Here is a 13722-nt window from a genome sequence, read left to right on the forward strand (position 1 = left end):
GCCGGGGCCCGGAGGCCGGCGCGGCGCCCCGAGTTCTCGGGGCGGCTCAGCGGAGGGTGAGCAGCCGGGTGGTCAGGGGTTCCAGAGCGAGGGAGTTGACGGTACGGAGCGTCCGGACGGCCTCGGCCGGCAGCGCCGAGAGCCCGGCGACCGACCCGGCGACCGCGCCCGCGATGGCGCCGATGGTGTCGCTGTCGCCCCCGAGGTTGGCGGCGAGCAGGGCGGCGTGCCACGGATCGCCGTCGGCCACGGCGAGTACCGCGAAGGCGGCGGGCACCGACTCCTGGCTCGCCACGCTGGTACCGATGAGCGCGCAGATCCGGTCCAGGGCCTCGGCCTCCGGGAGGCCCCGTACCAGCTCCCACGCCCACTCGATCCGGGAGGCGATATCGGCCCCGGCGATCCAGTGCCCGCGCCGCGCGCCCGCACGGGCGGCGGCCACCGCGGCGGCGACGGCCTCCCCCAGTGTGCCCCCGCCGACACCCGTGCTGACAGCGGCGGCGACGGCTGACGCGCCCGCGATCCCGACAGTCGTGTCATGCGTGACCTGGCAGGACTCCACGACATGGTCGAGGAACGATTCCAGCGGTTCGACGGCGAAGGCGATCCCGACCGGGGTGACGCGCATGGCGGCGCCATTGGTCGTGCCGTACCTCCCCGCCTCCCGCGCCGGTACGCCACGGGCCACCGCGTCCAGCGCGGTCTTGGTGGACGGGCCGAGGAGATCGAAGGAGCCCTTGGCCTTCATCTCCTTCTCCCAGTCGAGCAGTTCCTGGGCGAGGCGCAGCGGGTCGATCCGGCCGCGGCCCTCGTCGATCAGCCGGCCGACGATGACGGCCTGGTCGGTGTCGTCGGTGACGGAGCCGGCCGGCATGCCCGCGCTGACCGGGTTGTCGGGGCGGGCGGCCTCGAAGCCGGTGAGGGTGCCGTAGACCCGTACGACGTCCTCCCGGGACATCACCTGCGTGGGCATGCCGAGAGCGTCGCCGAGGGCGAGTCCGTAGTACGCGCCGAGGGCGCGGTCGAGTCGGTCGGTCACAGTCGGTCTCCTCGGCCGGAGCGGACGTGCAGTTCGAATCTGGCGGGGTCCAGCAGGCTGGTGACCTGCTCGACGACCGAGCCGTCGGCGGCCCGGTAGACCTGGGCGAGCCGCAGGAAGGACTCGCCCGGCGAGCGGTGCAGTACGGCGGCCTCCGCCGCGTCGAGCCCCCGGACCGACACCAGGCCCTCGCCGGAGTCGGTGATACGGCCCGCGGCGATCAGCGCCCGGTTGAGCGAGCCGCCGTCGAGTCCGCGCTCCGGCAGGCCGGAGAGGTCGCCGGTGGCGGGGACCCTGCTGTGTTCGAGCGACACGCCCTGTCCGCCGGCGAGCCGTCTGACCCGGTCCAGGGCGATGAACGCGCTCGACGCGAGCCCCAGTTCCGCGGCCAGCTCCCGGTCGGTCACCTCCTCGAAGCGGAGGGTCTCGGTCGTCAGCTCGGTGCCCTGCTCGGCGAGCGCCCGGGTCCAGCCGAGGCGGTTGTCCAGTGGCGTCCCGTCGAAGGTGACGAACGAGCCGATCCCCGCGTGGGTGGAGATCAGCCCCTCTTCACCGAGGACCTGGAGCGCTTGGCGCAGGGTGGTGCGGCTGACGCCGAACCGCTGGGTGAGCGCGTGCTCCCCGGGCAGTCTGCTGCCGTCGGTGTGGACGCCGGCGCGGATCTCCGCGGCGAGAACGCGGGCGATGCGATGGTGCTTGTGGACCTGTCCAGGCATGTCTAGAAGGTAAGCGGACAGATCCCCTCCGGTCTATGGCTCACGGAGATTTTCTTTCGCCCCGCGCGGCGTCGGCCCGGACGCGGCGCACGAAGGAAGGGTGAGCATTCGGCCACAGCCAAATCGCCCAGAAGTGATTTGGGTCACAGTCCTGCCCCGGGACAGTGTGTCGGCCGGAAAGCGCCGTCCCTCGCGGGCGTGTGCGCGAAAGGGGGCTGTCCTGGCTCCCGGTGACGGATGTCACGGCCGGGCGTGATGTATGTCAGGAAATGGACGCTCTCGTTCCTCATTTCGATGTGACCTGCGTCATATGACCCGGGGTTGGGTCGGTGCTTACATCCGACCGCACGGTGTGGTGATCGGTCCAGCGAACACAGCCCGTGGGCTGTTCCCGCCGCTCTCCCCAACTCCTTTGCCCGGCAGCGCCGATGCTCAGTACAGCGCCGATGCCCAGAAGCCCAGGATTCCCGCCACTCAGGACCGAGAGGGAGCGCGCGTGACCGATCCAGCCGAGCGCGGTGACACGGCACCGCTCGCCGTACGCGAGGCCGCCTGGTATCTGCCGGAGCCGGTCGTGCCGGTCGACGGACTGGCGGCATGGGACGAGACCGAACTCCGCACCCGCGGCAGCCTGGGGATCGACACCGTACGGGCGGACGACCGGGTGAGCGCGGTGGACCTCTGCGAGCACGCCGCGCGCCGTGTGCTCGACCGCTCCGGAGTGGACGCCCGGGAGCTGGGGGCCCTGATCATGGTCGAGTCACGGGCACCGGAAACCCTGCTCAGCTCCGAGGTGACCCGGCTGCAGCAGCTGCTCGGCGCCGGTGCGGCGACGACCCTCACGGTGGGCGGGCTCGGCTGTGTCTCGATCAGCGCCGCCCTGATCACCGCCCGCGGACTGCTCGCCGGGGACGCCGCCTTGGACAACGTCCTGGTCGTACACGGCAGCAAACCGGCCGCGGCGGTGCGTTACCGCCATCCCGTGACGGTCAACGGCGACGGCGGGCAGGCACTGCTGCTCTCCCGCCGCGGGCCCGTCCGGATCCTCGACATCGCGCAGCGGACCAACGGCCAGTACTGGGACCTCTTCCAGGTGAAGTACCGGGACCGGCCCACCGCGCAGTGGCGCGAGGAGTGCGGCGACCCGGCCACCTACTCCTTCCGGCTCGCCATGGAGACACGCGGCGCGCTCGCGGCGATGCTGCGCGAGGTCCTGGAACGCAACGGTCTGCGCCCGGCGGACATCCGCGGATATCTCAGCCACAACCTGTCCACGGGCAGCTTCACCTTCACCGAGGAATCCCTCGGCATCGGCATCCTGCCCGTCTGCCGGGAGAACCTCCGGCGCTACGGACACCTCGGCTCGAACGATGTCTTCCTGAACCTCTACACGGCCCTGGAGCGCAAGGAACTCGCCACGGGGGACCGCGTCGTACTGATCAATGCCAGTCCGGTAGCCGCCTGGAGTCTGCTGCTGGTCGAGATAGGACCACAGGAGGGTGTGGCGTGAACGGCATCACCGAAGAGGTCACGGAGTTCCTGACCGCGGCGCTCCGCCGGCCGATCGGCCCGGACGACGACTACTTCGCCCTGGGCCTCGCGGACTCGCTCTTCGCGCTGGAACTGGTGACCTTCGTCGAGGAGCGCTTCTCGTTCACGGTGGAGGTGGAGGACCTCGACCTGGACAGCTTCCGCACAGCCACCCGCATCACGGAATTCGTGCTCCGCAAGACCGGGTCCGGCCGGCTGACGGAAACCCATGACCAGGGTGCCTGACGCCGCGCCGCCCGGAGCCGGGCCGCCGGCCGACACCCTGATGCACGACGCGCCGGCGGCCGGCGGCCGGCCGGGAGACGGACAACCCGCCGCCGACGAGTCCTTGGTACGAGCGGCGGCCGAACTCGCCGCCGGGGCACGGGGTCCGGCCGCCGACTGGGACCGGACCGGCGGACTGCCCGGCTCCGTACGCGGGGACATGGCCGCGGCGGGACTGCTCGGCGCCGACCTGCCCCGGAGGTACGGGGGAGCGGGCCTCGGCCCTGCGGCGCTCGGCGAAGTGGCCGCACACCTGGGCGGGGTGTGCAGCGCCCTGCGCGGGCTGCTGACCGTCCAGGGCATGGTCGCGGCGGCGCTGGCGCGCTGGGGCACCCGGGAACAGCGCGCCCACTGGCTCCCGAGGCTGGCGAGCGGTGAGCTGACCGCGGGCTTCGCGGCCACGGAACAGGCGGCCGGCAGCGCGCTCGGGGCCGTGGAGACCCGTATCGAGGACTCCGGCGACGGCGCGGACATCAAGGTGAGCGGCCGCAAGAAATGGATCACCTTCGGTGAGGTGGCCGATGTCTTCCTGGTGCTGGGGAAGAGCCGCGGCAAGTCCGCCACCGTGCTCGTCGAGGCCGACCGTACGGGCGTGAGCCGGGAGCCGGTGACCGGCCAGCTCGGTATGCGCGCCGCGCGGATCGCGCATGTGACCTTCGACGCGGTACGGGTCCCCCGGAGCCATCTCGTCGCCCCGCCGGGGCTCGGGCTGTCCCATGTCGCGGCCACCGCGCTCGACCACGGCCGCTTCACGGTCGCCTGGGGATGCGTGGGCATGGCCGAGGCGTGTGTCGCCGACGCCGCCACACATGCCGCCACCCGCTCCCAGGGCGGCGTGCCGCTCGCCGACCACCAACTCGTCCGGTCGCTGCTGGCCCGCTGCGCGGTGGAGACCGCGGGCGCGCGTGAACTGGCCCGCCGGGCGGCGGAGTTCCGCGCGCCGGGTGCGGGCAGGGGCGTCACGGAGACCATCGTCGCCAAGTACGCGGCCGCCGCCGCTGCCGCCTCGGTCAGCCGCGACACCGTACAGATCCTCGGCTCGGCCGGCTGCGAGCCCGACAGCAGACCGGGACGCCACTTCCGGGACGCCAAGGTCATGGAGATCATCGAAGGAGCGCAGCACGTGTCCGAACTCCACATAGCCGATCGCCTTCTGCGTCAGTTCGGCGCTCCGCCCGCCTCCGCCACGCGGCTCCCCGGGGAGCCGGTGTGACGGCGGACCAGGGCGCCCCGGCGCGCGCCCCGCTGACCGCTCCCGCTCCCGTCGTCAAGTGCCTGGTGTGGGACCTGGACGACACGCTGTGGGACGGTGTCGTTCTGGAGAACGACGATCCGGAGCCGTTCCCCGAGGCGCTGGAGACCCTGAGCGCACTGGACAAGCGGGGCATCCTGCACGCCGCCGCCAGCCGCAGCGAACACACCGCCGTCACCCGCCATCTGACGGAACGCGGCCTGGACGACTGGTTCTGCGCGGTGCAGGTCGGCTGGGGTGCCAAGTCCGGCGCGCTGCGCCGTATCGCCGAGACCCTCAACATCGGCCTGGACACCCTCGCGTTCGTCGACAACGACCCGGCGGAACGTGCCGAGGTCGAGGCGGCGCTGCCCATGGTCCGCTGCTACCGGGCCGACGAGGTCGGCCGGCTCCCGGACCGCGCCGAATTCCAGCCGGCACAGGTCACCGAGGAGGGGTCCCGGCGACGCGCGCTCTACCGCACCGAGTGGCGGCGCCGGGAGGCCGAAGAGGAGTTCGGTGAGGACCGGCAGGCCTTCCTCGCCTCGCTCGACCTGGTCATGCGGCTGCGACCGGCCACCGAGGACGACCTGTCCCGGGCCAGTGAACTGACCGTCAGGACCCATCAGCTCAACAGCACCGGCCTGACCTACGACGCGGACGAACTGCGCGAGCTCAGCGCGTCGCCCGGCCATCAGGTGCGGGTGGCACGGCTCAGCGACCGGTTCGGCGACTACGGGATCATCGGCCTGGCCGTCACCGAACTCACGCCCGGGGACTCGATCCTGCGGCTGATGCTGATGTCCTGCCGGGTCGCCTCACGGGGAGTGGGCGGTGTCCTCCTCAACCATCTGGTCAAGGAGGCGCTGGCGGAGGGCCGCCGGCCCGTCGCGCACTTCGTGCCCACCGACGTCAACCGGAACATGCTGGTCACGCTCCGGTTCGCGGGCTATCGGCCGGTCGCCACCGAGGAGGGCCACATGGTGCTCGCGGTCGACCAGGACCGTCCGGCTCCGGAGCACCACAGCCATACCCGTGTGATCACCGGCGCGGAGTGAGAAGGGGGAGACGGTGGTGTACAGCTACGCGCGCGACCGCGACGGAGCCGCTGGGCCCCGCGCCAAGGGCACGACCGCGACAGAGCAGGGGCCGACCGCGACCGGACAGGATCAGGTCGTCACTGAACAGGGTGCGACCGAGACCCGACGGAGGCCGATCGTGACCGAACACGGGCCGATCCTGGCCGCCTTCCGGCAGCAAGCCGCCCGCTCCCCGGAGACGACCGCCCTCATCATCGGGGAAGCGGTCCTCACCTACCGCGAACTCGACCACGCCTCGGCCGGGCTCGCCCAGCTCCTGCGGCAGCGCGGTGCGCGGCCGGGCCGGGTCGTCTGCATCCGCGTCGAACAGAGCGCCCTCGCCGTCATCGGGGTACTCGCCGCGCTCCGGACCGGCGCCGCCTGGGCCGCGCTCGAACCGGACCTGCCGGCCTCGCGCGTACGGGCGCTGTTCCGCGACACCGACTGCGCGGTGGTGCTGAACACCGGGGACGACCCGGCCATGACGGGCCTGGCGGACCCGCCGCAGCGGCTCGAAGCCGCCGGACTCCGGATACCCGACCTCATCGAGACGGGCGCGCGCGTCGCCGACGTGGACGAGGGGTACCCGCCGGTCTCCGAGGACGCCCCCGCCTACCTCGTCTACACCTCGGGATCGACCGGGCTCCCCAAGGGGGTCATGGTCAGCCGTGCCCAGCTCGCCGCGTCCATCGGCTCCCGCGCCGGGGTCTACGGCACCGAACCCTCCACCTTCCTGATGGCGATGCGGCTGTCGTTCGACGGCATGCTCGGCGGCATGTTCTGGTCGTTCCGCAACGGCCACACACTGCTGCTGCCCGATCTGCGGCAGCTGAGGCAGGTCCGGGAACTCGCCCGGCTGGCCGGCGCACACCGGGCGACCCATCTCATCGTCGTCCCCTCCTACTACCGGGCACTGCTGGACGAGAGCCGGCTGCTCCCCGATTCCCTGCGGCTGGTGGTGGTCGCGGGCGAGGTCTGTACGCCGGAGCTGGTGCGTACCCACCACGAGCGGCTGCCCGGCGTGCTGCTGGCGAACGAGTACGGCCCCACCGAAACGATCATCTCCTGCACCGTCGAGCCCGACCCGGACGCCTCCCGGCCACGGATCCCCATCGGCCGGCCCTGGCCGGGCGCCGAGGCTTGGGTACTGGACGACCGGCTGCGCGAGGTACCGGCCGGGGTGGAGGGCGAGCTGTACATCGGTGGCGCGTTCGTGGCCCTCGGCTACGCCGGACAACCGGGCAGAACGGCCGAGAGGTTCGTCGCGGACCCGTTCGGGCGGCCGGGAGCGCGCCTGTACCGCACCGGTGATCTCGCCCTCGTCGACGAACGGGGAGCGCTGCACTACCACGGCAGAACCGATCTCCAGGTGAAGATCCGCGGCACGCGTATCGAACTCGGCGAGATCGAGAGCGTCCTGGAGCGCCATCCCGCCATCGGCCAGGCGGTGGTGGTCTGCGAACCGGCCGAGGACGACGAGCCGCGCCTGACGGCCTTCTTCACGCCCGCCGGGCCCCAGGTCACGCCGCCCGGCGGGATGGCACTGCGCCGGCACTGCCTCGGACATCTGGTGGAACAGGCCGTGCCCACCGTGTTCGTGCCGGTCGCGCGGATGCCGCTGAACAGCAGCGGCAAGGCCGACCGTACGGCGCTGTCGCGCGACTTCGCCCCGGCGGGCGGGCCCGAGGGCGGCGCGGCGGGGGATCCGGCCGACGGCCGGCTCGCCGGCTCGACGCGCGAGAACTCCCCCTGGGAGGGGTGGACCGGCCACCGGCGGAGCGTCGGAGCCATCTGGGCGGCCGTGCTCAGACACCCCGACACCGGTCCCGACGACAACTTCTTCGCGGTCGGCGGCAGTTCCCTCAAGATCATCGATCTGCACGCCCGGCTGAATCAGCGGTGGCCCGGGGTGCTGCGCATGGGAGAGCTGTTCGACCTCATCACCATCTCCGCCCAGGCGGAGGCGATCACGAACCGCGTGGGCACGGGCACGGACGCGCAGGCGGACGCCCGGCGACAAGACCTCACGACCCCGACCGCTTATGAGCTGTGAAGGCAGGGTGCTGCATGAACGGGATGGCGACATGAGCGGTACGGGCACGGCATACGGGCGCGACGCGACGCGCGAGGACCGCGCGACGCGGGGAGACGGTGTGACGGCGGACGACGGCGCGACGCGGGCGCGACCGGCCGTCGCGGTCATCGGCATCGCCACGCGCTTTCCGCAGGCGGACAGCCTCGACGCGTTCCGGGCGAATCTGCGGAACGGCGTCGACTCGGTGCGCCCCATACCGCGGGAACGTGTCGAGTCCACCTGCCTGGACCCCTCCGCGGACTACCCGGAGCTGGGGTATCTCGACCGGATCGATCTCTTCGACCATGAGTACTTCGGTCTGTCGCGGCGCGAGGCGGAGGTCACCGACCCGCAGCACCGGATCGCCCTCGAACTCACCCACGAGGCCCTGCAGAACGCCGGATACGCCCCCTCGGGCCTGCGCGACAGCCAGACCGCCGTGATCTTCAGCTCCCCGAGCAACGGCTACGCGCCGCTGGTCCGCGAGCACGGCACGCTGAGCATGATCGGCAACGTCCCCTGCATACTGCCCGCCCGGATCTCCCACATCTTCGGGCTGACAGGGCCCTGCTACGGCGTCGACACCGGCTGCAACGGCTCGCTCGTCGCCGTACACCAGGCATGCCGCGAACTGCGCGACGGCGACGCGGAGTACGCGGTGGCCGGCGGGGTGAGCCTGCGTCATGTCGTCGCGCCCGCCGCGACCGTGGCGGCCTTCCCCGGCATCAGCTCGCCGACCGCCAGATCCCGGGCGTTCGACCACGCGGCGGACGGAGCGGGCGGCGGTGAGGGGGGCGCGGTCCTGCTGCTCACCACCCTGGAGCGGGCGTTGGCGGACGGCGCGTTCATCCACGCCGTGATCCGCGGCAGCGCCGTCGTGCACAACGGCCGGCACTCGGCCACCATCAGCACGCCGAGCGCCAGGTCCCAGGCGGAGGTCATCCGCAAGGCGTGGCGCAGCGCGGACCTGGACATCGGGACGGCCGGGTACGTCGAGACACACGGCTCGGGCACCCGGCTCGGCGACGCCATCGAGGCGGAGGGGCTGGCGCTCGCCCGCCCCGGCGACCGCCGCGGCCTCGCGGTCGGTTCCGTGAAGACCAACCTCGGACACCTGGACCACGCCGCCGGAATCGCCGGGCTGGTCAAGACGATCCTCAGTGTGCGCCACGGTGAGCTGTACCCTTCGCTGCACTTCGAACGGGCGGCGGACGAGGTCGATCTCGAGGGTGCCCGCCTCGACGTCGTGACATCGCTCCGGCCCTGGCGCGACGAGGTGCGCCGCGCCGGTGTCAGCTCGTTCAGCCTCGGCGGAGTCAACGCGCACTGCGTGGTGGAGCAGGCGCCCGGGACGGCCGTACGGCGGCGCTCGGCGGACACCGGCGCCGGCGCGGCCGGCGGAGCGGCCGGCGGACCGGGCGCCGACGCGGCGCGCTTGGTCGGTGTATCCGCCCGTACGCCCGCCGAGCTGATCGCCCTGTGCGAACGGCTCTCGCTCGAACTGCGCCACAGCACACAGCCGTTGGCCGATGTCGCCAGGACGCTGAACGAGGGACGGGAGCACCACCCCCACCGCGTCGGCGCGGTGGCCGGCCGGACCACCGAACTGGCCGTCAGACTGGCAGCGGAGGCCACCTGGCAGCGACTGGAGACCCCGGCCACGGCAGTGTCACCGCGGACGGGCAGGACCGAGGCCCGGTCCGCCGCCGCGCCCCGCGTGGTGTTCCTGTTCTCCGGGGACGCCGACCCCGGCCGGGCGCCGGAGGCGGACCCGCTCCCGGGCCCGCTGCCCGAGCGGCTGCCCGTACCGGCCGACCGCGCCACGATGGTGCGCGGCCAGCTCGCCGCGTACACCCGGCTCACCCGGGCCGGAGTGACCCCCGACGGACTGATGAGTTCCGGGATCTCCCGGTATACCGTCCGGCATCTTCAGAACACCCTGACGCCCGCCGACACCGCGACGCTGGAGCGGGCGACGAGCGGCCAGGACCCGGCGGTGGCCGGGAAGGCGCTCCGGCTGGAACAGCTGAGGGCGGCGGCGGACGAACAACTCGCGGGCGGACCCGTCGTGTTCGTGGAGCTGGCGGCCCGTGGTGAGCTGGGCGAGCGGCTGGCGGAGTATCTGCACGGCCGCGCGGACGCCGCCGTCCTCACCCTGGACTCCGGCACGGACGGGGTGCTCGACGTCCTCGGGCACCTCTATGAGCGGGGGTGGGACCCCGACTGGTCCGCGCTGTCGGTGGCCGCCGGTGAGCGCGGGGGCGGCGTCGGACGCCGGGTCCCGTTGCCCGGCCACCGGCTCAGGGGCGTCCGCTGCTGGGCGCGGCCCGTCGGCGACATCATCTCCTTCGGGGGCTTCGGAGCCGCCGCGCCGGCGACGAGGGCCGCCGAGGCGGTGCCGCCCCCGGCGCTCGCCACCGAGCCCGTCCACGTCCCGGCGCCCGCCGAAGCCCCCGAGCCTGTTCATGTCTCCGCGCCCGCCCACGTGCCCGCGCCCAGGGCCGTTCCGGCGTCCGTTCCGGCTCCTGTACCCGCCGCCCCTGAGGCCCCCGTACCCGCGCCCGCAGCCGTTCCCGCCGCGCCCGCACCCGCCTCGCCCGCGCTTTCGTCCGGGCCCGGTCCGAGTGCGCCGTCCGGCCCGCAGACAGTGCTGAGCTGGCTCCGGGAATCCCTCACCGATCTGCTCCGCGCGGACGAGGTCCCGGCGGACGCCGACTACTTCGCCATCGGCGGGAACTCCGTCATCGGGCTCCAGCTCGTCCAGGGGATGGAGCGGCGCTACGGCGTCCACCTCAAGCTGGTCGACATCTACGACCATCCCGTCGTCGGCGACCTCGCGGACGCCCTCGCGGCCCGGCTGCCGCAGGCCCCGCCGGAAGAGGGGACACGGCCGGAACCGTCGGCCGCGGCGCCCGCCGTCCAGGACGACGGCCATGCGCTGCCCCCGATCCTTCCCGGCGAGGAACTGGTGCTGTCGTACGGGCAGGAACGCATGTGGTTCCACCACCAGCTGGACCCGACCACCACGCTCTACAACCTGCCCGGCGTCTCCCGGCACCGGGGCCCGCTGGTTCCCGGCGCCGTCCGGCTCGCCTGGGAGGATCTCGCCCAGCGGCACGAGACCCTGCGATCCAACTTCATCGAGGCCGACGGACGGCCGCGGCTGGTGATCCGCCCTGAGCTGGGCGACTTCTTCCGGTACGAGGACGTCACCGCCGACCCGGACCCCGAGGCCGCGGCGCGCGCGATCATCAGGACCGAGACCGGCTGGGTGTTCGACATCGCCCGTGATTCGCTGGTCCGGGTGACGCTGGTACGCGTCGCGCCCGAGGAGTATCTCTTCTGCTGGGCGATGCACCACGCGGTCAACGACGGCTGGGCGCCCCAGATCCAGATGAAGGAGTTCCTCGCGTTCTACACGGCCCGTCTGGAGGGCCACGTACACCGGTTCGACCCGCTGCCCGTGCAGTACCGGGACTACGCGCGCTGGCAGCGGGAACTGCTGGAGGGCTCCCGGCTCGACGGCGAACTCGACTACTGGCGCGGGCGGTTGAACGATCCCCCCGCGCTCGAACTGCCCACCGACCGGCCGCGTGCCACACGCATGGACTTCGCGGGAGCGTCCCACGGGTTCACCCTCCCCGGTGACCTGGTCAACGGACTGAGGGCCGTGGGCGGCAGGGAGACCGCCACGCTCTTCATGGTGCTGCTCACCGGCCTCAAAGTGCTGCTCGCGCGCTGGTCCGGTCAGCGGGACATCGTGATCGGCACGCCGACCATCGGCCGCAGCCGCCCCGAACTGTGGGGTCTGCTCGGCTTCTTCAACAACACCATCGCGCTGCGCTCCGACCTCTCCGGTGATCCGACCTTCCGGGAACTGCTGCGTCAGGTACGCGGTGTGGTGCTAGGCGCGCTGGACCATCAGGAGATCCCGTTCGACAAGATCGTGCGCGAGGTCGCACCGGAGCGTGATCCCAGCCGGAACCCGATCTTCGACGTGATGTACGTCCACCAGACGCTGCCGGCGGGCCTGGCGTTCGGCGAGGACCTGTTCGGCCCGGCCGGGCACGAGGACACCGGTCCCTACTTCCCCGGACTGCCCAAGGGCACGGCCAAGTTCGACCTCACGGTGGTCGTCGCCGAGCGGGCGGGCGAGGAATCACTCGACGTGGTGATCGAGTACGCCACGCAGCTCTTCGACGCCGGTACGGTCGAGGCCCTGTCGGCGTCGCTGATCGAGCTGTTGCGCGCCGTCGCGGCGGACGAGGACACCCCGTACGGGGAGATTCCCGTCCAGCCGGCCCCTGCCCAGCGGACTGTCACCGTCCCGACCGTCCCCGAGCCGACCGTCGCCCCACCGACCGTCACCGTGCCGGCTGTCACCGTGCCGGCTGTCACCGATCCGGCTGTCACCGTGCCGGCCGTCATCGAGGCCGCCGCCCCGGACCTCCCGGTCCCGTCCGGCGTTTCCGGAGACCCGGTCGGCGTCTGCGTGGAACTGCGTGGCGAGGTGGACGGAGCACGGCTGCGGACCGCGTTCCAGGAACTGGCCGAGCGGCACGCGGTGCTGCGCCCCCTGCGCGGTGACTTCTTCACCGCCGTCGACACCTCCGGCCTCGACGAACCGACGGCCGCCGCCCGCGAACTCGCCCTGGCCGAAGGGCGGCGGCCCCTGGACCCGGTGGCGGGCCGCCCGCTGCGCGCGCTGCTGATCACCACGGGCCGCACCGAGCACATCCTCGTGGTGACCACTCACCCCACGGCCTACGACGGAGGACAGCCCGGTGTGTTCTTCCGGGACCTGTTCGCCCTCTACGGCGCACGGCTGCGCGGACACCCGGCGGGTCTGCCCGCGCTGCCCGAAGTCCCGGTCCGGAACGCGGAGTACGCGCGCCAGGACGATTCACCCGATCCGCTCGCGGTCGCGGACGGTCCGCTCAACGGACGGCTCGACCACTGGAAGCGCACCCTCTCCGGGCTGCGCGCCTCCGGCCTGCCCGCCGACCGGCCGCGCCCCCTCGCCGGTACCGGCGCCTGCGCCGCCCACACCTTCCGGGTTCCGGAGGAACTCGCCGTCGAACTGACCCGGGCCGGAGCCCGCGAGGGGCTGCTCGCGGGCATCACCACGCTCCTCGCCCTGCGCTCCGAGACCGAAGAGGCGGTCATCGGACTCACCACGGCGCCGGGCCGGGCCCCCGGGGGAACGGGAGACGGCCGGGAGCGGCCCGGCACGGACGAACGGATCGGCGCGTTCGCGCGCACCGTGCCGCTGCGTATCGCGCTCGCCGACGATCCCTCCTACGACCTGCTCACCGAGCGGATCCGCGAGGTGGTCGCGGACGCCGAGAGCCACCGGGACGTGCCGCTCGCCGATATCGTCCGCGCGGCCGGCGTGCCCCAGGAGCCGGGGCGGGCGCCGCTCTTCGATGTCGTCTACGCCCACCACCGCCTGCCCGCGGCGCTCGGCTCCGCGGCCGGTGTCGAGGCCGGTGCCGTGCGGTGGCCGGGGGAGGAGGCGGGACGGCTCACCCTGCCCACCGGTACGGCGGTCCACGATCTGGCCTGGTCCGTCGTCGAAGGCCCCGAGCCGGGCGCGTTGCAGGTGTCGGTGGAGTACCGCACCGAGATGTTCGACGCCTCGACGGTCACCGCCCTCGCCGACGACCTGGTCGCCCTCGTGCGCGCCGCCGTCCGTGAGCCCGCCTCGCCCCTGTCGCACCTGTGGTTCAGCGCCACCGCGTCACTCGCCGACTGACATCCCGGACAGA

At 72.8% G+C, this 13722-nt stretch carries 8 protein-coding genes; 6 read left to right on the top strand and 2 right to left on the bottom strand.

Annotated elements, in window-relative coordinates; all coding sequences use genetic code 11:
* Positions 1–46 precede the first annotated feature (46 nt).
* Entirely contained in the window at positions 47–1039 is a 993-nt protein-coding gene (locus CU044_RS01400; RefSeq protein WP_129766494.1) for an ADP-ribosylglycohydrolase family protein, read from the bottom strand.
* Complete coding sequence (locus CU044_RS01405; protein WP_129766495.1) at positions 1036–1755, bottom strand: GntR family transcriptional regulator; 720 nt, start codon at positions 1753–1755, stop codon at positions 1036–1038. Before CU044_RS01405 ends, CU044_RS01400 begins: the two co-directional genes overlap by 4 nt.
* Before the next feature lie 496 nt (positions 1756–2251).
* Between CU044_RS01405 and CU044_RS01410 the strand changes: the two genes are divergently transcribed.
* The 6 genes from CU044_RS01410 (at position 2252) to CU044_RS01435 (ending at position 13709) form a co-directional block, all read left to right on the top strand.
* Positions 2252–3265, top strand: a complete 1014-nt coding sequence (locus tag CU044_RS01410; RefSeq protein ID WP_240045257.1) for a ketoacyl-ACP synthase III family protein — start codon at positions 2252–2254, stop codon at positions 3263–3265.
* Complete coding sequence (locus tag CU044_RS01415; RefSeq protein WP_129766497.1) at positions 3262–3531, top strand: acyl carrier protein; 270 nt, start codon at positions 3262–3264, stop codon at positions 3529–3531. The genes CU044_RS01410 and CU044_RS01415 overlap by 4 nt, the downstream gene beginning before the upstream one ends.
* A complete protein-coding gene (locus CU044_RS01420; RefSeq protein WP_240045258.1) occupies positions 3515–4783 on the top strand; it encodes an acyl-CoA dehydrogenase family protein in 1269 nt (422 codons plus the stop codon). The genes CU044_RS01415 and CU044_RS01420 overlap by 17 nt, the downstream gene beginning before the upstream one ends.
* Positions 4780–5859 carry an HAD-IIIC family phosphatase gene (locus tag CU044_RS01425; protein ID WP_240045259.1) on the top strand — a complete coding sequence of 360 codons (1080 nt, stop codon included), beginning with the start codon at positions 4780–4782 and terminating at the stop codon, positions 5857–5859. Before CU044_RS01420 ends, CU044_RS01425 begins: the two co-directional genes overlap by 4 nt.
* Before the next feature lie 160 nt (positions 5860–6019).
* On the top strand, positions 6020–7933 hold the full coding sequence (locus tag CU044_RS01430) for a non-ribosomal peptide synthetase (RefSeq protein WP_165371738.1): 1914 nt from the start codon (positions 6020–6022) through the stop codon (positions 7931–7933).
* A 31-nt stretch (positions 7934–7964) separates the two neighbouring features.
* Positions 7965–13709 carry a condensation domain-containing protein gene (locus CU044_RS01435; protein WP_165371739.1) on the top strand — a complete coding sequence of 1915 codons (5745 nt, stop codon included), beginning with the start codon at positions 7965–7967 and terminating at the stop codon, positions 13707–13709.
* Positions 13710–13722 lie beyond the last annotated feature (13 nt).

Origin of the sequence: Streptomyces sp. L-9-10 (assembly GCF_004151105.1) — a bacterium.
Lineage (GTDB): Bacteria > Actinomycetota > Actinomycetes > Streptomycetales > Streptomycetaceae > Streptomyces.

What these genes read in the sequence shown, in the direction of transcription:
- CU044_RS01405 (WP_129766495.1), bottom strand. Translation starts at nt 1,755, where the DNA reads ATGCCTGGACAGGTCCACAAGCACCATCGCATCGCCCGCGTTCTCGCC.
- CU044_RS01420 (WP_240045258.1), top strand. Translation starts at nt 3,515, where the DNA reads ATGACCAGGGTGCCTGACGCCGCGCCGCCCGGAGCCGGGCCGCCGGCC.
- CU044_RS01435 (WP_165371739.1), top strand. Translation starts at nt 7,965, where the DNA reads ATGAGCGGTACGGGCACGGCATACGGGCGCGACGCGACGCGCGAGGAC.